At 68.0% G+C, this 19,434-nt stretch carries 16 protein-coding genes; 10 read left to right on the forward strand and 6 right to left on the reverse strand.

From position 1 onward, the window contains the following. Positions 1–235: 235 nt before the first annotated feature. A complete protein-coding gene (locus ACFOD4_RS11100; RefSeq protein WP_379596962.1) occupies positions 236–445 on the reverse strand; it encodes a YdcH family protein in 210 nt (69 codons plus the stop codon). A 235-nt stretch (positions 446–680) separates the two neighbouring features. Between ACFOD4_RS11100 and ACFOD4_RS11105 the strand changes: the two genes are divergently transcribed. After that, on the forward strand, positions 681–851 hold the full coding sequence (locus ACFOD4_RS11105) for a YdcH family protein (protein WP_379596433.1): 171 nt from the start codon (positions 681–683) through the stop codon (positions 849–851). 224 nt (positions 852–1,075) lie between these two features. After that, a complete protein-coding gene (locus ACFOD4_RS11110; protein WP_379596435.1) occupies positions 1,076–1,324 on the forward strand; it encodes a DUF3126 family protein in 249 nt (82 codons plus the stop codon). 84 nt (positions 1,325–1,408) lie between these two features. On the opposite strand, the gene ACFOD4_RS11115 is transcribed toward ACFOD4_RS11110, so the two are convergent. Next, on the reverse strand, positions 1,409–1,975 hold the full coding sequence (locus ACFOD4_RS11115; RefSeq protein WP_379596436.1) for a DUF1013 domain-containing protein: 567 nt from the start codon (positions 1,973–1,975) through the stop codon (positions 1,409–1,411). 216 nt (positions 1,976–2,191) lie between these two features. On the opposite strand from ACFOD4_RS11115, the gene ACFOD4_RS11120 reads away from it, so the two are divergent. From ACFOD4_RS11120 to fzlA, 4 genes are all read left to right on the forward strand, one after another. Next, the gene (locus tag ACFOD4_RS11120; RefSeq protein WP_379596438.1) at positions 2,192–3,136 is read left to right on the forward strand and encodes a complex I NDUFA9 subunit family protein; all 945 of its coding nucleotides are present in this window, start codon (positions 2,192–2,194) and stop codon (positions 3,134–3,136) included. 227 nt (positions 3,137–3,363) lie between these two features. Continuing rightward, entirely contained in the window at positions 3,364–4,800 is a 1,437-nt protein-coding gene (locus ACFOD4_RS11125; RefSeq protein WP_379596440.1) for an NAD(P)-dependent oxidoreductase, read from the forward strand. Between the two features lie 5 nt (positions 4,801–4,805). Continuing rightward, positions 4,806–9,341 carry a glutamate synthase large subunit gene (gene gltB / locus ACFOD4_RS11130; protein WP_379596442.1) on the forward strand — a complete coding sequence of 1,512 codons (4,536 nt, stop codon included), beginning with the start codon at positions 4,806–4,808 and terminating at the stop codon, positions 9,339–9,341. A gap of 142 nt (positions 9,342–9,483) precedes the next feature. Then, positions 9,484–10,152 carry an FtsZ-binding protein FzlA gene (gene fzlA, locus ACFOD4_RS11135; protein WP_379596444.1) on the forward strand — a complete coding sequence of 223 codons (669 nt, stop codon included), beginning with the start codon at positions 9,484–9,486 and terminating at the stop codon, positions 10,150–10,152. Positions 10,153–10,173: 21 nt separating this feature from the next. Here the strand turns inward: fzlA and ACFOD4_RS11140 are convergent, their stop codons facing one another. Next, positions 10,174–11,073, reverse strand: coding sequence for a polysaccharide deacetylase family protein (locus tag ACFOD4_RS11140; RefSeq protein WP_379596445.1), 900 nt, complete (start codon positions 11,071–11,073; stop codon positions 10,174–10,176). A 126-nt stretch (positions 11,074–11,199) separates the two neighbouring features. On the opposite strand from ACFOD4_RS11140, the gene cydD reads away from it, so the two are divergent. The 3 genes from cydD to ACFOD4_RS11155 all read left to right on the forward strand — a co-directional run bounded on the left by cydD (position 11,200) and on the right by ACFOD4_RS11155 (position 15,599). Continuing rightward, on the forward strand, positions 11,200–12,882 hold the full coding sequence (gene cydD / locus ACFOD4_RS11145; protein WP_379596446.1) for a thiol reductant ABC exporter subunit CydD: 1,683 nt from the start codon (positions 11,200–11,202) through the stop codon (positions 12,880–12,882). A 5-nt stretch (positions 12,883–12,887) separates the two neighbouring features. Further along, the gene (gene cydC, locus ACFOD4_RS11150; RefSeq protein ID WP_379596447.1) at positions 12,888–14,543 is read left to right on the forward strand and encodes a thiol reductant ABC exporter subunit CydC; all 1,656 of its coding nucleotides are present in this window, start codon (positions 12,888–12,890) and stop codon (positions 14,541–14,543) included. A 165-nt stretch (positions 14,544–14,708) separates the two neighbouring features. Then, positions 14,709–15,599, forward strand: a complete 891-nt coding sequence (locus ACFOD4_RS11155) for a YidB family protein (RefSeq protein WP_379596449.1) — start codon at positions 14,709–14,711, stop codon at positions 15,597–15,599. Between the two features lie 7 nt (positions 15,600–15,606). Here ACFOD4_RS11155 and ACFOD4_RS11160 read toward each other — a convergent pair whose 3' ends face one another. The 3 genes from ACFOD4_RS11160 to ACFOD4_RS11170 are packed head-to-tail and all read right to left on the reverse strand — an operon-like array spanning position 15,607 to position 18,583. Beyond that, complete coding sequence (locus ACFOD4_RS11160; protein WP_379596450.1) at positions 15,607–16,383, reverse strand: tetratricopeptide repeat protein; 777 nt, start codon at positions 16,381–16,383, stop codon at positions 15,607–15,609. 41 nt (positions 16,384–16,424) lie between these two features. After that, positions 16,425–17,378 (reverse strand): hydroxymethylglutaryl-CoA lyase, encoded by a 954-nt coding sequence (locus tag ACFOD4_RS11165; protein WP_379596451.1) that lies wholly within the window; start codon positions 17,376–17,378, stop codon positions 16,425–16,427. Further along, positions 17,375–18,583 carry a CaiB/BaiF CoA transferase family protein gene (locus ACFOD4_RS11170; protein WP_379596452.1) on the reverse strand — a complete coding sequence of 403 codons (1,209 nt, stop codon included), beginning with the start codon at positions 18,581–18,583 and terminating at the stop codon, positions 17,375–17,377. The genes ACFOD4_RS11165 and ACFOD4_RS11170 overlap by 4 nt, the downstream gene beginning before the upstream one ends. Positions 18,584–18,640: 57 nt before the next feature. Here ACFOD4_RS11170 and ACFOD4_RS11175 point away from each other — a divergent pair, with 57 nt between their 5' ends. Next, a complete protein-coding gene (locus ACFOD4_RS11175) occupies positions 18,641–19,330 on the forward strand; it encodes an IclR family transcriptional regulator (protein ID WP_379596454.1) in 690 nt (229 codons plus the stop codon). Positions 19,331–19,434 lie beyond the last annotated feature (104 nt).

Raw genomic sequence — 19,434 nt, forward strand, 5'->3', positions numbered from 1 at the left:
TGTTGCCCGTTCCGCCATCACGGTCCAGGCCTTCGGCGAGAGCCGTCCGCTGGTGCCGACCGCCGATGGCGTGCGCGAGCCGCAGAACCGCCGCGTCGAGATCGTGCTGCGCTGAGCCGACGGTTCACTTCGGAACAGGCCAGGGCACCGAAAGGAGCCCTGTTCCTATTCGCCCGAACTGAGGCCTGGCCGTCAGGCGGTCAGGGGCGGGATGCCGAAAAGGCCTTGTCCTTCGTCAGGCGATGATATCAGGCAGCAATCGGCTCTCCAGCCAGGCCAGCTCATCCTTGAGCTTCAGCTTGCGTTTCTTCAGCCGCTGCAATTGCAGCTGATCCACGAGCGAGGTCTCCAGCCGGGCAATCACCGTGTCCAGATCACGATGTTCGCTGCGCAGTTCATGGAGTCGGCGAAGCAGGCTGTCACGGTCGGCCAGTTTGGGCCTCATCAGTTGTTCGGTTTGAGTCGCATCCGGGTGAAAAAGCGCCATATCATGTCCTGGCGCGATCGCACAGCGCGCACTGGCCTATCGGCCTGCGGGACAGGCGCCGCAGCCATGTTCCGCCGTTCCGAACGGGACAGTTCGCGTTGGATGTCGTGCCCCACCGGGCAGGGCGGCCATGCAGTGCATGAGCCATGCCAGCCTGCCCGGCGGAGCCCAACCCTTGAAGGATGGAGCACCGATGACCGAACAGCCCCGCCTGCGCAGCCTGCAGGAGCGTCACGCCTCACTGGAGCGTCAGATCGCCGCGGAAGGCCAGCGACCGCAGCCGGATACCGGAGCCCTGACCCGGTTGAAACAGGCCAAGCTTCGACTGAAGGAAGAAATGCAAAGGCTGAGTACGGCCCGCTGAGGTCCGGTCGGGCCGGCATCCGTTCCCAGCGGACCGACCCGGCGCCCCCGGAGGCCCGAGAGGCCTTCGGGGGCGTTGTGCTTTCAGAGCCGAAATTTCTGAAAACCGAGGGTGGCGGGGTTGCGCGGACATAGCTCCGCGCGCAGAAGGCGAGGCCCCGTGCTCAGGCGGGGACGGAGGAGCCTGTCGGCGGCTTCGTCAGAACAGTGGGAGCAAGAACCGGCATGGATGCCTCGGACATCGCGCGTGTGCAAAGCTATCTGCGAAGGATCCTCGGCAGCGAGCGTGTTTCTCTGATCAAGCCCGCCCGCGCCGGCCTATCGGTCGAGGTGGCGGTGCAGGACGAGGTGATCGGCACGGTCCACCGGGATGAGGATGAGGGCGAAGTCTCCTACTCGGTGCATCTCACCATTCTGGAGGAAGACCTGCCACCCGTGCCGAAATCCGCCGCCGCTCCCCCACGTCGTCGCTGATCAGCACGAAAAAGGCCCCGTTGCCGGGGCCTTCAGCGAAGCGACGAAGCGGATGTGCCGGCCGGCGTCGGGCGGCACCGCCGCTCAGGCGGCGTCGTCATCCTCGTCCAGCGGCGCGGCCGGCTCCGCCGGATTGCCTCCGGAGGCCATGATCGCGGCGTTCAGGTCGGACTGGCTGCACAGCCCCAGGATCACCGGGTCGCGCGGCTTGATGTTGGCCGAGTTCCAGTGGGTGCGGTCACGCACCTTGATGATGGTGTCCTTGGTGGTGCCCAGCAGCTTCCCGATCTGCGCCTCGGTCAGCTGCGGGTAGTTGCGCAGCAGGAAGGCGATGCCGTCCGGTCGGTCGTTGCGCTTAGAAACGGGGGTGTACCGCGCACCCTTGCCGCGGCTCTTCGGCATCGGGATGGCGGTTTCCATCAGCCGCAGGCGCGCTTCAGGGCTGCCCTCGCATCGCTCGATCTCCTCGCGGCGGAGTTGGCCGTTCTGCACGGGATCATACCCAACAATGCCCTGGGCCACCTCGCCATCGGCGATGGCCTGCACTTCCAGCGGATGCATCCCGACGAAATCGGCGATCTGGTCGAAGCTCAGGGACGTCTTCTCGATGAGCCACACAGCGGTGGCCTTCGGCATCAGCGGCAGGGTCATCGGAAACCTTGAATGATCTTCGGGAGCGACCGGGCCGCACCCTCACAAAGGTTCAGCATATAGAGACGGGGAGGCGGAGGGTCAAAGCCCTGCCGCCATGCGGAGCCGGCCAGCGCGGCAAAATCCCACACCGATGATGCTTTTCCAGCCGTCTTGGCGTTCCTGAAGCGGGCCCATATGTCGGGCCAGGATCCATTGCGGGAACGGGAGAGTGCGATGCGGCGTCTGGCCACGATCTTCGGCGGCACCGGTTTCATTGGGCGGCATCTCGTGCCGCGGCTGGCGAAGCTCGGCTATGACATCCGCATCGCGACCCGTCACGCCGATGCCGTGTTGCCGCTCACCACCCAGGGGCGAGTTGGCCAGGTAATGCCGGTGCGTGTCGATCTGGGATCGGAAACCGCCATCGCCGCGGCAGTCGAGGGCGCCGGACTGGTGGTGAACCTGATCGGCATCCTGGCCGAGAAGCGCTCGGGCGATTTCAACAGGCTCCAGGGTGAGTTGCCCGGCCGCATCGGCCGGGCGGCAGCAGCCAGCGGTGTGCAGCGGCTGGTGCATGTCTCGGCCATTGGCGCAGACCCAGCGAGCCCCAGCGCCTATGCACGAAGCAAGGCGACGGGTGAAGAGGCTTTGCGAGCGGCTTTTCCCGCAGCAACCATTTTGCGGCCCTCCATTATCTTCGGGCCGGAAGACCAGTTCTTTAATCGTTTCGCGGGCATGGCACAGATGCTGCCCTTTATGCCGGTGATCTGTGGCGGCACGCGCTTTCAGCCCGTTTACGTTGGTGATGTGGCCGATGCCGTGGTGGCGGCTACCGAGAGGCCTGAAGCCGTTGGGCAAACCTACGAACTGGGTGGGCCGAGGATCGCGACTTTCCGCGAGCTGATGGGCTACGTGCTGGAGGTGACCGGTCGGCAACGCCGTCTCGTGACGTTGCCGGACGGCCTGGTGCGTCTGCAGGCCCGGCTTGGCGAACATCTTCCCGGCCAGCCGCTGACGCGTGATCAACTTGCTCAGTTGCGGCGCGACAACGTGGTGGCGGAAGGCGCACAGGGCCTGTCTGACCTTGGTCTAGAGGCCAAGCCCATGGAGGCGGTCGTGCCTGGCTACCTGTCTCGCTACCGCGTTGGCGGAGGCAAGCAGAGGGTTCTGGGGGGTTAGGTCCGAACCGGATGTTTATGGAGACGGTCGGGCGGAAAATGAGGCAGTGATGCTGCTTCCCGTCTAATATTATGTCAGTTATGCTGACGTAATGGGGGAAATTGGCTGGAAACGGTTTGGTAACTATGCCAAATCGCCACCAGAAGGATGCCGAAGCTCTGCTGGACCCCGCATTGCACGTGATGTCCTTCTGATCCTGCCAGCCTCTCTGCCCGAGGGACCCGCCCATGGCCGAACGCATGTTGCAATTCGTGCGCCTGTCGCAACAGACGCCGGAGAAAAGGGATGCGCAGGTACGCAGGTCGGATTTCGGCGAAATCTACCGTCGCTTCAGCACCCAGCATGCTGCCGATCAGGCGAGCCGCTGCAGCCAGTGTGGCGTGCCCTTCTGCTCGATCCACTGCCCGCTCAACAACAACATTCCTGACTGGCTGAAGCTGACGGCGGAAGGTCGGCTGGAAGAAGCCTATGAGGTTTCAGCCGCCACCAACACCTTCCCCGAGATCTGCGGCCGTGTCTGTCCGCAGGACCGGCTCTGCGAAGGTAATTGCGTGATCGAGAAGGGGTTCGAGAGCGTCACCATCGGGGCGGTGGAGAAGTACATCACCGACACCGCTTGGGAGAAAGGCTGGGTCAAACCACCGCGGCCTGTGCGAGAGGTCGAGCACTCCGTCGGCATCATCGGGGCCGGCCCCGCGGGCCTGGCGGCGGCCGAGCGGCTGCGGCTGCGCGGCTGGAAGGTCACGGTGTACGACCGGTACGACCGGGTCGGCGGACTGATGATCTACGGCATCCCGAATTTCAAGCTGGAGAAGGAGGTCGTCCTTCGTCGCCATGCCCAGTATGCCGAAGGCGGCATCGAGTTCGTGCTGAACTGCCAGGTGGGCACCGACATCACGCTGGAAGAACTGCGGCGGAAGCATGATGCCGTGCTGATCGCGACCGGCGTGTACAAGGCGCGCGACATCGGTGGGGCAGGCGCGAACCTGGGTGGCATCGTGCCGGCACTGGACTACCTCACCGCCTCTAATCGCCAGGGCCTGGGCGACACGGTTCCCGCCTTCGAGGATGGATCCCTCGACGCAGCCGGCAAGACGGTGGTCGTGATCGGCGGCGGCGATACCGCCATGGATTGCGTGCGCACCGCCATTCGGCAGGGTGCGAGCTCCGTCACCTGCCTCTACCGGCGCGACAAGGCCAACATGCCCGGCTCCATGCGCGAAGTGTCCAATGCCGAGGAGGAGGGCGTGACCTTCGCCTGGCTTTCGGCACCCGACGCTTTCGAGGGTGAGGGGCAGGTCAGCGGCGTGACCGCGCTGCGCATGCATCTCGGCCTGCCCGACGCCACCGGTCGCCAGCAGGTGGAGCCGATCGCCGGCAGCGCGTTCACCGTGAAGGCGGACCTTGTGATCAAGGCACTGGGCTTCGACCCCGAGGATCTGCCGGCGCTTTTCGGTGCATCGGAACTGGCCGTTTCGCGCTGGGGCACGGTGACCATCGATCGCCGAACCATGATGACGAAGCTGCCGGGCGTGTTTGCCGCGGGCGACATCGTGCGGGGCGCCTCCCTCGTTGTCTGGGGGATCCGGGATGGCCGTGATGCGGCCGATCAGATCGAGCAATACGTGCTGGCGAAGAAGACGCCGGCCATGGCGGCGGAGTGATCAAGATGGACAGCCTGGAGAACGGCGCATCCTTTGCCGAGACCTATGCCCGCAACGCCGCGCTCCTGAGCGGCACCGCGCATGTCGATGTCACCGAGCACGATGCCTGCGGCGTCGGCATGGTGGCTGCTCTTGATGGCAAGCCCCGCCGCGATGTGGTGCAGGCCGGCATCGATGCGCTGAAGGCGGTGTGGCACCGCGGCGCCGTGGATGCCGACGGCAAGACCGGCGACGGCGCCGGCATCCACATCGAGATCCCGCAGAACTTCTTCGCCGAAGTGGTTGAGCGCGGCGGCGACCGGCTGCGCCCAGGGCGCATCGCGGTGGGCATGGTCTTCCTGCCCAAGACCGATCTTTCGGCGCAGGAACGCTGCCGGCAGATTGTCGAGACCGAGATCCTGACAGGCGGCTACCTCATCTATGGCTGGCGGCAGGTGCCGATTGACGTTTCCTGCATCGGCGAGAAAGCCAACGCCACGCGCCCCGAGATCGAGCAGATCCTGATCTGGGACCCCGAGCAGCGCGATGCCGCGACCTGTGAGCGGGACCTTTACGTGATCCGCCGCCGGATCGAGAAGCAGGCCATCGCGGCGCAGGTGCCGGAGCTGTACCTCTGCAGCCTTTCGTGCCGCTCGATGATCTACAAGGGCATGTTTCTGGCGGAGAACCTGACGGACTTCTATCCCGACCTGCGGGATGAGCGTTTCGTCAGCCGCTTTGCCATCTACCACCAGCGCTACTCCACCAACACCTTTCCGACCTGGCGGCTGGCGCAACCCTTCCGCATGCTGGCGCATAACGGCGAGATCAACACCGTCCACGGCAACATCAACTGGATGAAGTCGCACGAGACGCGGCTGGCGCACGAGTTGCTCGACCCGTACATGGACGACATCAAGCCCATCGTGCAGGCGGGCGGCTCCGACACCGCCACGCTGGACAACGTGTTCGAGTTGCTGGTCCGCGGCGGCCGCGACGCGCCCATGGCCAAGGCGATGCTGATCCCCGAAAGCATCGGCAGCAATGCCACCATGCCGGAGGCCCATCGCGATCTGTTCATGTACTGCAACGCGGTGATGGAGCCGTGGGACGGTCCGGCGGCCGTCTGCGCCACCGACGGCCGCTGGGCCGTGGCGGGCCTCGACCGCAACGGGTTGCGGCCGATCCGCTACACCATTACCCAGAACAAGCTGCTGATTGTTGGCTCCGAGACCGGCATGGTGAAGGTGGCCGAGGCGGAGATCGTCGCCAAGGGCCGCGTCGGGCCAGGCCAGTGCATCGGTGTCGATCTCGATCAGGCCCGCTTCTACGGCGACACGGAGCTGAAGGACGTGCTGGCGGCGCGCCGCCCGTTTGGTCAATGGGTGAACCGCACCACCCGCATCGACGGCATTGTGCGCGACGAGGTGGACGAGGCGCAGGAGCTGACCGGCGACACGCTGCGCCGGCGCCAGCTCGCCATGGGCTTCACCATGGAGGATCTGGAATCCATCCTGCATCCCATGGCCGAGGACGCCGCCGAGGCGATCGGCAGCATGGGCGACGACACGCCGATTGCCGTGCTGTCCGCCGGCTATCGTGGGCTCCACCACTTCTTCCGCCAGACCTTCAGCCAGGTCACCAATCCGCCGATCGACAGCCTCCGCGAAACGCGGGTGATGACGATCAAGACGCGGCTGGGCAACCTCGGCAACATCCTCGACGAGGATCCGGCGCAGTGCGACATGCTGATGCTGGACAGCCCCGTGCTCTCCAACGCCGAGTTCGCCGCCATGCGCGACTACATGGGCGACACGGCGGTGGTGGTGGACACTACCTTCGCGGTGGAGGAGGGCGAGCCCGGCCTACGCCGTGCCATCGAGCGCATCAAGCGCGAGGCCGAGGAGGGCGTGCGCTCCGGCTGCGCCCACGTCATCCTGACCGATGAGGCGACGTCCGCCGAGCGTGCCGTGATCCCGATGATCCTGGCCGTGGGTGCCGTGCACACTCATCTTGTGAAGCACTCGCTGCGTACCTTCGTCAGCCTCAATGTGCGCGCCGCCGAATGCGTGGACGTGCACTACTTCGCTGTGCTGATCGGCGCGGGCGCCACCACGGTGAACGCCTACCTGGCGCAGGACAGCATTGCCGACCGGCACGGTCGCGGCCTGTTCGGGCAGAAGTCGCTGAAGGATTGCGTGGGCTATTACCGCAAGGCGGTGGACAAGGGCCTCCTCAAGATCATGTCGAAGATGGGCATCTCGGTGCTCTCCTCCTATCGCGGCGGCATGAACTTCGAGGCGGTGGGCCTGTCGCGCGCGCTGGTCGCCGAGTTCTTCCCCGGCACGCAGTCGCGCATCTCCGGCATCGGGCTGTCCGGCATCGCGCGGCGCGTCCTGGCCATGCACCGCCAGGCCTGGAATGGCGCCAGCGCCGTGCTGCCGGTGGGCGGCCTGTACAAGCTGCGCCGGCGCGGCGAGGCGCATGCCTTTGATGGCAGCCTCATCCACCTGCTGCAGAACGCGGTGGAGACCGATAGCTACCAGACCTTCAAGCGCTATTCCGAGCAGGTGCGCAAGCTCGCCCCCGTGGCGCTGCGAGACCTGCTGGATTTCCGCGCCGAGGGCCGCAGCCCGGTCACTATCGAGGAAGTCGAGAGCATCACCGAGATCCGCAAGCGGCTGATCGCCCCTGGCATCTCCCTCGGCGCGCTCAGCCCCGAGGCGCACGAGACGCTGTCCATCGCCATGAACCGCATCGGCGCGCGCTCCGACAGCGGCGAAGGAGGCGAGGACCCGGAGCGCGCCAGGCCACGCGCCAATGGCGACAATCCGAACTCGGCCATCAAGCAGATTGCCTCAGGCCGCTTCGGCGTCACCGCCGAGTACCTGAACAACTGCAAGGAGATCGAGATCAAGGTGGCGCAGGGCGCCAAGCCGGGCGAGGGCGGGCAGCTGCCCGGCTTCAAGGTCACCGGACTCATCGGCAAGCTGCGCCATGCGACGCCGGGCGTCACGCTCATCTCGCCCCCGCCGCATCACGACATCTACTCGATCGAGGATCTGGCGCAGCTCATCTACGACCTGAAGCAGATCAACCCCGAGGCCTCGGTCTGCGTGAAGCTGGTGTCGCGCTCCGGCATCGGCACCATCGCGGCTGGCGTGGCGAAGGCGAAGGCGGACGCCATCCTGGTGTCGGGCCATTCCGGCGGCACCGGCGCCTCGCCGGTGTCCTCGATCAAGTATGCCGGCCTGCCCTGGGAAATGGGGCTTTCCGAGACGCACCAGGTGCTGTTGCTCAACCGCCTGCGCCACCGCATCAAGCTGCGTACCGATGGGGGGCTGAAGACCGGGCGGGATGTGGTGATCGCGGCCATGCTGGGTGCCGAGGAATTCGGCATCGGCACCGCGTCGCTGGTCGCCATGGGCTGCATCATGGTCCGGCAGTGCCACAGCAACACCTGCCCGGTGGGTGTGTGCTCCCAGGATGAGGACCTGCGCAAGAAGTTCGAGGGCACGCCCGAGAAGGTCATCGCCCTGTTCTCCTTCATTGCCGAGGAGATCCGCGAGATCCTGGCCTCGCTCGGTTTCCGCAGGCTGGAGGAGGTGATCGGCCGCACCGATCTGCTGAAGCAGGTTTCGCGCGGCTCCGAGGATCTGGACGACCTCGACCTCAACCCGCTGCTGGTGCAGGCCGATGCGGGGCCGTTCGCGCGGTTCTGCACGCTGGAAGGGCGGAACGAGGTGCCCGAAACCTTGGACGCGGACATGATCCGCGACGCGGCCGCGCTGTTCGAACGTGGCGAGAAGATGCAGCTCGCCTATAACATCCGCAACACGCACCGCGCCATCGGCACCAAGATCTCCTCGAAGATCACCCGTAAATTCGGCATGAACAGCCTGCAGCCAGGGCATCTCACTGTGCGGCTGCGCGGCGCGGCAGGACAGTCGCTCGGTGCCTTCGCGGTGCGCGGGCTGAAGCTCGAGGTTCTGGGCGACGCCAACGACTACGTTGGCAAGGGCCTCTCGGGCGGCAGCATCGTTGTGCGCCCGGCACCATCCTCGAACCTGGTGTGGAACGAGAACGCCATCATTGGCAACACCTGCCTCTACGGCGCGACAGCGGGTGAGCTGTTTGCGGCCGGCCAGGCCGGCGAGCGCTTCGCCGTGCGCAATTCCGGCGCCACCGCAGTGGTGGAGGGGGTCGGCGCCAATGGCTGCGAGTACATGACCGGCGGTGCAGTGGTGATCCTGGGCGCCGTGGGCGATAATTTCGGCGCTGGTTTCACCGGCGGTCAGGCCTTTATCTACGACGCGGATGACAGCTTCGAGCACCGCGTCAATCCCGACACGCTGCTTTGGCGCCGGCTGGCCTCCGCCCATTGGGAAGGGCATCTGCGCGAGCTGATCGCCGCCCATGCTGGCGAAACGGGCTCGCGCCTGGCGGCGCGCCTGCTCAACGACTGGACGGTCGAGCGCGGCCGCTTCTGGCACGTGGTGCCGAAGGAGTACGCCAAGTACTTGCCGCGACCGATGGAGGATGTGGCCATCGCCGCTGAGTGAGGTCACCGGGACAGGGGCGGCACGGTTCCGTTCCTGTCCCGCTAGCGGCGAAACATCGCGCAACGTGCCGTGATCAGCGGGTAGCCGCTACGGAGTGTGCGTGCGATAACTCTGCGCTCCGTCCTCCGGCTTGGCGTTCTGCATGCGAATTCTCTACCACCTGCCTTTGTCCCCCGCCTCGCGAAAGGTCCGGCTGGTCCTCAGCGAGAAGCGCATTCCTTACGAGATGCGGCTGGAACGGGTCTGGGATCGGCGGGCGGAGTTTCTGGACCTCAACCCGGCAGGCACCGTGCCGGTGCTCGCCGAGGAAAACGGTCTGGTTTTGGCGGACAGCTACGCCATCTGCGAATACCTGGACGAGGCTTATCCCGAGGTGCAGCTGCTCGGCCGTACCCTGGGCGAACGGGCGGAGATCCGCCGCCTGACCGCCTGGTTCGACGGCAAGTTCGGGCGGGAGGTGACCGACAACCTGCTGTACGAAAAGCAGATGAAGCGGCTGCTCGGGCGCGGCAATCCCGATGCGGGAGCCTTGCGCGCGGGCTACGCCAACATGAAGCCGCATCTGGAATATCTCGGCTGGCTGGCCGAGACACGGGGCTGGCTGGCTGGCAGCACCCTGTCCCTGGCGGATCTGGCGGCGGCCGCGCATGTTTCGGCGCTGGACTACATTGGCGACATCGAATGGACCATGAGCGATGCTGCCAAGGACTGGTATGCCCGGGTGAAGTCGCGCCCTGCCTTCCGTCCGCTCCTGGCGGACAGGGTCAGCGGGGTGAACCCGCCTTCCCATTACGCCGACCTCGACTTCTGAGTTTGCCTGGAGACGTGCCCGTCACGGCACCATGCCAGGCATGGTCTGCACATGCTGGGCGATCTGTCCGGCGGTGGTGATCCACACCAGTCCCTGGCGCTGGGAGATATGCTCCAGCGCGACCCGCAGGGCCCGCAGCCGGTGGGGCTGCCCGATCAGGTAGGGATGCAGAGCGATGCCCATGACCTGCGGCTTGCCGTCGCGGGTCTGCAGCAGCCGCTCCTCGAAATCCGCCACGATGGTGGCGGCGAATTGCTCGGCCGAGTCCCCGCGCACGGCGATGGAGGAGAGGTCGTTCACCTCCTGCGGGTAGGGCACGGCGAGCAAGGGGCCATGCCGGGTGCGCAGCCAGATCGGCTGATCGTCGGCGCTCCAGTTCAATGTGTAGCGGTATCCGGCCTCGGCCAGCAGGTCGGAGGTGGCGCGGCTTTCAGCGATCCAGGGGGATAGCCAACCCTGCGGCCGCCGTCCCTCGGATTCGAAAAGCGCGATGGTGGCTTCACGGATCATGTTCCGTTCTGTGGTCTCGTCCATGGAGGACTGCCGCTCGCTGTTGGTGCGGCCATGGCCGGCGATCTCGTCGCCGCGGGCCCGGTGCGCGGCCACCAGGGCGGGCGCGTGGTGGTACATACTGCTGTTGACCAGCACCGTGGCCGGCAGGCGCAGCGCGTCCAGCATTTCGATCAGACGCCAGGCGCCCACCCGGTTGCCGTAGTCGCGCCAGGAATAGTTCAGCACATCGGGATGCGGTCCGCCCCCGCCGTTCGGCCCCGGACAGATCTCGGCGCCCAGCCCCTCCCCGAACGAGAAATGCTGCAGGCTGATGCCAAGATACACGGCCAGCTTGGCGCCGCCGGGCCAGGAATAGGCAGGGCGATCCGGCCAAGCGTGATAGTCGTAGCGTCCATGGCTGGGCAGCATTCGGCTGGTCGTCTCCTGTTCGGTGGCGCCGCAAGGGACGGGCGGGCCGGAATTCGCGAGTGAAGCCGCTAGCCAAACGCGGCTTCAAGGTTTTGTTGTGGCGGAAACCCGGCTAGAAAGCGCGCCATGTCTCAGCCCCTGCCGGCCGAGGCGGCCCGGGCGCGCGCCCTGCTCTCAGCCACGGCCCGGGACGGCCGCCGGCGGATGGCGCGCCCCGTCCTGCTCGGTCTTGCTTCGATCGCCTGCGGCCTCGCCCAGGCCTGGTTCATGGCCCGCCTGCTGACTGGCCTGCTGGGCCACGGCGAGGCGGCCTGGTCCGACCTTGCCGCCGCCGGTGCGCTCGCCCTCCTGGCGATCGGCCTCGGCGTGGCGCAGGAGCGCGCCCAGGCGGATGCCGGAGCCGCCGCGCGGGCCGGCCTACGCCGCCGCGCCTTCGCCCGCTTGCTGGCCCTCGGGCCCTCCGACACCCGTCCGGCCGGTGAACGTGCGACGCTGGTGGTGGACCGGATCGAGGCGCTGGACGGCTATTTCGCCCGCTGGCTGCCGGCCGCGGTGCTGGCGGCGCTGGGCCCCTTGCTGATCGCGCTGGTGGTGGCCTTTGAGGATCCGCTGAGCGGCGTCATCCTTTTGGCCGCCGGCGGGCTGGTGCCGGTGGGCATGGCGGTGACCGGCATCGGCGCGGCCATGGCGAGCCGGCGCCAGTTCGATGCGCTGCAAGCCTTGTCCGGCCGGTTTCTGGACCGCATGCGGGGCCTGCCGCAGATCGTGCTGTTCGGCCGTCAGGAAAGCGAGGCGCAGGCGCTGGGGGCTGCCGCCGAGGAACTGCGCGGCCGCACCATGAAGGTCCTGCGCGTCGCCTTTCTGTCCGGCCTGAACCTGGAAGTGATCGCCGCTGCCGTGCTGGGTTGCCTGGCATGGCGCCACGGCAACCTGCTGGTGGGTGGCCATCCCAATCCGCAGGCGGCGCTGTTCTGCCTGCTCATGGTGCCTGGATTCTTTGCGCCGCTCCGGGCCTTTTCCGCCGCCTACCACGAGCGGATGTCGGCCCAGGGCGCTGCCGCCGCCCTTGCCCCGCTGCTGCAGGATGAAGCCGTTCCGGAAGCCGGACTGCAGCTGGCCGAGATGCCGCCGAGCGTGGTGGTCACCTTTGAGCAGGTCGGGCTGACCTACGATCCGGCGCGCGGCCCGGCCCTCGCTGATCTGTCCTTTCGCGTGTTGCCGGGTGAGGCGCTGGTGCTGGCCGGCCCCTCGGGTTCGGGCAAGTCCTCGGTGCTGCGGCTGCTGATGGGCTTCAACCGCCCGGACCAGGGGCGTATCGCGCTGAATGGACGCGACGCCACCAGCCTGAAGCCGTCGGAACTGCGGCGGCTTTCGGCCTATGTCGGGCAAAAAGCGCATCTGTTCCGTGACACCATCCGCGCCAACATCGCGCTTGCCCGGCCTGAGGCCAGCGAGGCCGAAATCCTGGCCGCCGCCCGCGCCGCCCGTGTCACCGACTTCACCGACGCGCTGCCGGAAGGGCTGGACACCCTGGTGGGCGAAGGAGGCTATGGCCTTTCCGGCGGACAGGCGCAGCGAGTGGCCATGGCGCGGGCTTTTCTCCGCAATGCGCCGCTGGTGCTGCTCGATGAGCCAACCGCGCATCTCGACCCCGGCACGGAAGCGGATGTGCTGGAAAGCCTACGCCGCCTGTGCGCCGGGCGCACGGCCATCATCGCGACGCATTCCCCGGCTTTGCGTGCCCGTTTCAGCCGCGTGCTGGAAATGGAGGGAGGCCGCGCCACGCCAGCGCGGCTGGCCGGCGAATGAGAAGCATGCTGCGTGAACTCCTGCGTGTTCTCGGCCTTTGGAGCGGGCGGCGGGGCTGGCTGATCGGCGGCGCCGTTATGGCGGCTCTGGCCGCCCTGGCAGGCGTGGCGTTGCTGGCCTTGGCCGGGCGCGGCGTTTCGGAAGGATTGCTGCACAGCGCGCTGACGGCCGGTGCCGTGGGTTCCTTGCTGCTGCTGCGCCCACTGATCCTGGTGCGGCCGCTGTTCCGTTATGCCGAACGTCTGGCGACGCATGCCGCCACCTTCCGTGCCCTGGCCGACACCCGGATCTGGTTCTTCAGCCGTCTGGCCGAGCGGCTGCCGGCAGGGCTGGGCCTTCGTGGCGCCGGCGACCTGCTGGGCCGCATCGTATCGGATGTGGAGGCGCTGGACGGGCTCTATCTGCGCGCCTTGGTCCCAGGCGCCGCCGCCATCGCGGTTGTGCTCGCCATGACCGTGCTGTTGGGGGCTGCGGACCCCGCTTTGGTCACCGTTGTGGCGCTGCCCCTGGGCGTCGCGCTGATTCTGCCGCCGCTGCTGGCGCCCGCGGCAGGCCGCGCCGCGGCCCGTGTTGCCGATGCGCAAGGCCAGCTGCGCGCCGCTGCCGTGGACCCTCTGCTGGGGCTGGAGGATACGCTCGCGGCCAATGCCGAAGGTCGCGTGACCGATCGCCTGATGCGGTCGGGCGAGCTGTTGTCCCGCAAGCAGAAATACCTGGCGCGGCGCGCTGCCTGGAGCGGCGCCAGCGGGTTGGCTCTGACCCAGCTCGGCCTGCTGGGAGCGCTCGGCTATGGGCTGGCGGGGGGTCAAGGCGCCGTGGCCGGAGCCGTTCTCGGCCTTTTCCTGGCCCTGGCTGCGGCCGAGGTGCTGGCCGCCGTGCCGCGCGCCGGCACCGCGCTGGCCGCTGCCTCCGCCGGGGCCAGGCGCTTGTTCGAGGCAGCCGATACTCCGCCTCCCATGGCCGAGCCGGCCGAGCCCGCTCCGGCACCGCCCGGGCATGCCCTGCGGATCGAGGGTCTGCGCTTCGCCTGGGCGCCGGACCGTCCGCCGGTGTTCGAAGGGCTTGACCTCGATCTTCCGGAAGGGGGACGGCTGGCGCTGCTTGGACCGTCCGGTGCCGGCAAGTCCAGCCTGGCTGCCCTGCTGCTGAAGCTGGCTGCGCCCCAGGAAGGCCGCATCACCCTGGGCGGCATCGACATCGCCAACATGGCGGGCAACACCGTGCGCTCCCGCATCGCCTGCTTGACGCAGGATGCGCGGCTTTTCGATGACAGCATTGCCGCCAATCTTCGCCTGGCCGCGCCTGAGGCCTCGGACGACGCGCTGTGGCAGGCTCTGGGCCGGGCCGGTGTCGCCGAAGTGGTGCAGGCCCTTCCGGAAGGCCTTTCGACGCGGTGCGGCGAGGGAGGGGCGCGCTTCTCGGGCGGGCAGGGGCGGCGCATCGCCTTGGCTCGTGCCCTGTTGTCGCCTGCGCCTGTGCTGATCCTGGACGAGCCCGCCGCCGGACTGGATGTCGCTGCGGAGCAGGCCTTCCTTCAAACGCTGGAGGAAGCGACCCAGGGGCGCAGCGTGATCCTGATCACACATCGCCTGCTGGGGGTGGAGCGCCCCACCCGCATCCTACGCCTGGCCGGCGGCCGCGCCATGCCCGCCATGGGCTGACCGCGGCGCAGCCGCTGAGCGAGGAGCATGGCGGGCGGTTCGCGCAGGGCGTGCCAACATGTCGAACACCAACCTCGCGGTCGCGAGAACGTTAGGTTCCGGTGCCTGGAAGCACACGCATATCGGCGGGGTGCGCGACCGATTCAGGCAAGGGAGCAGGCGACCATGAGCGAATTCTTCGGCGGGCAACGCGGCGGCGGGCTGGGCGGAGGCCTGTCCAACGGCGTGAAAATGGCGGCCATTGCCCTTCTTGTGCAGCAGTTGATGAAGCATGCGCGAAGCCAGCAGGACCAGCCTTCAGGCATGGGCCATGGTGGGACACCCGGACCGGCAGGGCTGCCGGGTGGCGCATCCTCCGGTGGACAAGGCGGGATCGGCGACGTGCTGGGCGGCCTGCTGCGCGGCGATTCGCGCCAGCACCAGCCGGAAGCGCCGGGGCAAGGTGGCCAGGGTTTGCCGCCCTATCAGGTCCCTGGGCAACAGGGAGACCAGCGGACTGGGGGGAGCGCATCACCGGGCGGCGGCCTGGCTGACGTTCTTGGCGGATTGCTGGGCGGCGGCGGCCAGCCCGGCGCCGGCGGCGCCGGAATGGGCGGTGGTCTTGGCGGCGTGCTAGGCAGCATCCTGGGCGGTGGCATGGGTGGAGCGGCAGGTGGCCGCGGCATGGGCGGCAGCGGTTCGGGAGCCAATGCCGGATTGGGCGGGCTGCTCGGAGGGCTGGCCGGGATGTTGGGCGGCATGCGGCGCCAGGGCTTTGCCGAAGAAGTGGATTCCTGGGTATCGCCGGGTGCCAACCGGGAGATTCCCCTGTCCGCGTTGGAGCGCGAATTCGATCCGGCCGAGCTGGATCAGGTGGCCGTGCAGCTTGGAACGGATCGGCAAAGCCTGCTGGAGGAACTGCGCCGCACCATGCCGGAGCTGGTGGATCGGATGACCCCGCAGGGTCAGGTGCCAGAACGGGAAGACGAGCTTGGTCAGGGTGGCGTGGGCGAGCTGCTCGGCAGCCTGCTGCGTCCGCGGGAGCCAGGTGGCCCGGGGAGCACCCCAAGAGCTTAGTTGCAGATCAGGCGGCGGGCTGCCGCAACTCCGCCGCCAGGGCCTGCATGGCCGCTTCCGGCCGGCGGGCCAGCCGCGCCGCGATGTCCTGACGAAAATCGGCAGGACCGCCGGCGGCGGCCTGTCGGAACCAGCGCAGGGCGTCGGCCTCGCAGCCCCGCTCCAGCGCAAGGGTTCCCATGTTGAACTGGGCGCGAACATCGCCGGCCTCGGCGGCCCGGGCGTATAGCGTCCGCGCAGCGGCGTGGTCAGGCGGCCCCTCGGTTCCTTCCTCCAGATGCCGCGCCATGACGGTCATGGCCTTGGCGTGACCCTGAGCGGCCGCGCGGCGGAACCACAGAAGGGCTTCGGCAAGATCTGGCGCAACGCCCACCCCGCGTGCCAGGAGGCTGGCCAAGTTGTACTGCGCCCAGGGCTCGCCGCGGCTGGCCGCCTCGCGATACAGCGTCACCGCCTGCGGTACATCCTGCGGGGTTCCCCAGCCCAGCTCGTGGCAGCGTCCCATCATGTTCAGCGCCGCCAGATTTCCGGCACCTGCGGCGACGCGAAACCAGCCCAGCGCTGATGCCCTGTTCTGCCGCACGCCACGCCCGTCCAGCAGGATCTGGCCGTAGATCAGTTGCGCCTGGGTCATGCCCGCCCTGGCTGCGGCGGCGATCCAGCGCGCAGCTTCCTCCGGTGGTCCGGCAAAGGCGGCATCCAGCGTTTCAGGGCTCGCCTCGCGCACCATGGCAGGCGGCAGGGAGGGCGGGGGTGCTGGACGATCGGCTCTACGGCGGAACATCATCGCTTTATGCAGTTGCGAAAGTCTCGCAACAAGAGACCTCAGGCCCTGGCGACAAGTTTCCCGCCCTGCTTGACCCGGCCCGGCAAAGGGTGGCCCACCACATCCTCGGCCAGCCGCCCCGCCTCAATCAGGGCATCGAGGTCCAGGCCGGTGGCAACGCCGCTTTCGGCGCAGAGCAGCGCAAGGTCCTCGGTGCAGATGTTGCCTGCGGCACCGGCATGCTTGGCGAAGGGGCACCCACCAAGACCGGCGATCGCGGCATCGTAGCGGGCGACGCCCATCTGCAGCCCGGCCCAGGCATTGGCCATGGCCATGCCACGCGTGTCGTGCAGATGCAGGGAGATCTCCAGATCCGGCCATTTCTGCCGCACCGCGCCAACCACGCGCTGGATGGAAAGCGGCGTGGCCCAAGCCATGGTGTCTGCCAGTGAGAGATAGGGGCGCTGCGGCCCTGCCGTCAGCCCCGCGCCGCCGGCAAGCGCCAGAAGCGCCTCGGCCCGGTCGAGCACCGCGGGGATCGGTACCTCGCCTTGGAAGTTGCAGCCAAAGGCGGCCATCACGGTGATCCGGCGGAGCGGCACGCGGTGCTCGGCGTAAAGCGCCATCAGCGCCGCGGCGGCAGCCAGGTCCTGCTCGCGGTCGCGGTTCTGGTTGCGGCGACCAAACACTTCCGAGGCCGAAACGGAAACGCTGCCCTCCAGCGCAACGTTCGGGGTGACCAGCGCCCGCAGGAAGCCCTTGGCATTCAGCCACAACGCATTGTAGGCGACGCCCGGACGCGGCGTGATCCCCGCGCAGACCGCTTCGGCATCGGCCATGCCTGGGACGCGGCGCGCGTCGACAAAGGACACGGTCTGGATGTGCCGAAGCCCGGTCTCGGACAGGGCGTCGATCAGGGCGATCTTCCGCGCCGTCGGGATCTCGCCCTTCTCGAACTGAAAGCCTTCGCGCGGGCCTTCCTCACGGATTTCAATGCGGGAGGGGAGGCTCATGCGGCATTCTCCGCGGGAAGGGTCAGGATGTGGTCGCGGGCCAGGGCGGCCTGCTCCTCGGGCGTGATGCCGAGCTGCTCCAGGATGGCCGCACCGCCTTCGCCCAGGCGCGGCGGCTGGTGCCGCAGCGTGACACGGCTGTCGGCCAGATGGACCGGCGTCATGGGAATGGGGGCAGAAAGATGCCCGGTAAGCGCCGTTTCGCCCATGATGCCGCTGGCAAGCAGGTGTGGATCGTTGAACAGGTCCTCCGGATGGGCTACCGGCGCGCAGGGGATGAAGGCGGCGCGGCAGCGGTCCAGCACCTCCTGCACCGTCCATCCGGCGATCATTTTCTCCATCACCGGCATGATACGCTCGCGCCCGGCGACACGCTGGCCGTTGCTCGCAAGGGCGGGGTCGGCGCCCAGCTCCTCCAGTTCGAAGCTGGCACAGAGGCGCTGCCAGTGCTGGTCGCTGGTGACGCCGACGAAGACCTGCCCGTCGCTGGCCTCGAACACGTCGTAGATGGCCCAGGTGATACGCCGGGCCGTCATCGGTGGCATGCGCTCGCCCGCCATGGCGCCGGCCGCCATGTGCTGCCCCACCATGAAGGCGACGCTCTCAAACAGGGAGGCCTGCACCTTCTGGCCTTCGCCAGTCTGTTCGCGCTGGCGCAGCGCGGCCAGGATGCCGACCACGCCGAACACGCCCCCCATGATGTCCACCACCGAGGTGCCGGCACGCAGCGGACGGCCGGGAAGACCAGTCATGTGTGCGAGGCCGCCCTGCATTTGCACCACCTCGTCCAGTGCTGGCAGCGTGTCGTAAGGGCCGGGCAGGTAGCCCTTCAGGGCGCAGTAGACGAGGCGCGGATTGATGGCGCGCAGCGCGTCGCAACCGAGGCCCAGCCGCTCCATGGTGCCGGGAGCGAAGTTCTCGATCAGCACGTCGGCCGTGGGCACCAGCCGGCGCAGGATCTCCGCGCCGCGTGGATCCTTGAGGTTGAGCGCGAGGCTCAGCTTGTTGCGGTTGTAGGTGGCGAAGAAACCCACGCCGAAGCCGCCGAGCCGGCGCGTCCGATCGCCTTCCGGCGGCTCGACCCGGATGACCTCGGCGCCCAGATCGGCCAGCACCACCCCGCAGGTGGGACCCATCACGGTGTGGCCGAAATCGAGCACGCGAAGGCCGGCAAGGGGCAGGGGCTTGGGCGTTTCGGTTGACACGTGGCGCGTTCCGTCAGACAGAATGATGTTCTTGCTGACAGAATGGGATCATGGACCATGGCGGTCAAGCCACAAGCGCCGGAGGCAGGCGTGGGCGCGGTGGACCGCGCCCTGTCAGTTCTGTTTGCCTGGCGACCGGGCGAGGATGCCTTGTCGCTGGCCGAACTGTCGCGCCGCACCGGTCTCTATAAGAGCACTCTGCTGCGGCTGATCGCCTCGTTGGAGCGGGCACGGATGCTGTTGCGAACGTCCGACGGCGCTTGCTGGCGGCTGGGTCCGGCGCTGGTCAGCCTGGGGCTTATGGCAGAGGCAGCGCCGTTCGGTGCGCTGCGGGCCGTGGTGCCTCCGGCCCTGCGCAGGCTGGTGGCGGAAACCGGCGAAAGCGCCAGCCTGTATGTGCGGGAAGGCGAGACGCGGCTCTGCCTGTTGCGCGAGGAAGGACGGCACGCGGTGCGAGACCAACTCGCGGCAGGCACGCTGCTGCCGCTGGACCGTGGCGCCGCGGCACGGGTCTTGCGGGGTGCAGCAGGGCTGTCGGTGACGTTGGGCGAGCGCGATCCGGAACTGGCGGCCATCGCGGCACCGCTGCATGGTCCAGGCGGCGCCCTGCTCGGCGCGCTGTGCCTTTCCGGCACGGTGACGCGCCTGGCCGATGCCCGGCGCCGCGCGCCTATGGAAAGCGCCGTCTTGCGGGAAGCCGCAGTTCTCAGCGCCGCGCTGGGTGCTACCCTGAACCCCGGCGCCTAGCTGGCTTCCGGTCGGCGGCGCGGGTGCAATCGCCCCGGACCTTGATCAGGGTCGGCACAACAACGAGCGATCGCGGGGGCGACACGGCGGAGTGATGTAGCCCC

It is taken from the genome of Teichococcus globiformis (assembly GCF_042646265.1).
GTDB classification, from domain to species: domain Bacteria; phylum Pseudomonadota; class Alphaproteobacteria; order Acetobacterales; family Acetobacteraceae; genus Pseudoroseomonas; species Pseudoroseomonas globiformis.

Coding starts and splice junctions, on each gene's coding strand:
- ACFOD4_RS11100 (WP_379596962.1), bottom strand. CDS start 445: ATGAGGCCCAAACTGGCCGACCGTGACAGCCTGCTTCGCCGACTCCAT.
- ACFOD4_RS11105 (WP_379596433.1), top strand. CDS start 681: ATGACCGAACAGCCCCGCCTGCGCAGCCTGCAGGAGCGTCACGCCTCA.
- ACFOD4_RS11110 (WP_379596435.1), top strand. CDS start 1,076: ATGGATGCCTCGGACATCGCGCGTGTGCAAAGCTATCTGCGAAGGATC.
- ACFOD4_RS11115 (WP_379596436.1), bottom strand. CDS start 1,975: ATGACCCTGCCGCTGATGCCGAAGGCCACCGCTGTGTGGCTCATCGAG.
- ACFOD4_RS11120 (WP_379596438.1), top strand. CDS start 2,192: ATGCGGCGTCTGGCCACGATCTTCGGCGGCACCGGTTTCATTGGGCGG.
- ACFOD4_RS11125 (WP_379596440.1), top strand. CDS start 3,364: ATGGCCGAACGCATGTTGCAATTCGTGCGCCTGTCGCAACAGACGCCG.
- gltB (WP_379596442.1), top strand. CDS start 4,806: ATGGACAGCCTGGAGAACGGCGCATCCTTTGCCGAGACCTATGCCCGC.
- fzlA (WP_379596444.1), top strand. CDS start 9,484: ATGCGAATTCTCTACCACCTGCCTTTGTCCCCCGCCTCGCGAAAGGTC.
- ACFOD4_RS11140 (WP_379596445.1), bottom strand. CDS start 11,073: ATGCTGCCCAGCCATGGACGCTACGACTATCACGCTTGGCCGGATCGC.
- cydD (WP_379596446.1), top strand. CDS start 11,200: ATGTCTCAGCCCCTGCCGGCCGAGGCGGCCCGGGCGCGCGCCCTGCTC.
- cydC (WP_379596447.1), top strand. CDS start 12,888: ATGCTGCGTGAACTCCTGCGTGTTCTCGGCCTTTGGAGCGGGCGGCGG.
- ACFOD4_RS11155 (WP_379596449.1), top strand. CDS start 14,709: ATGAGCGAATTCTTCGGCGGGCAACGCGGCGGCGGGCTGGGCGGAGGC.
- ACFOD4_RS11160 (WP_379596450.1), bottom strand. CDS start 16,383: ATGTTCCGCCGTAGAGCCGATCGTCCAGCACCCCCGCCCTCCCTGCCG.
- ACFOD4_RS11165 (WP_379596451.1), bottom strand. CDS start 17,378: ATGAGCCTCCCCTCCCGCATTGAAATCCGTGAGGAAGGCCCGCGCGAA.
- ACFOD4_RS11175 (WP_379596454.1), top strand. CDS start 18,641: ATGGCGGTCAAGCCACAAGCGCCGGAGGCAGGCGTGGGCGCGGTGGAC.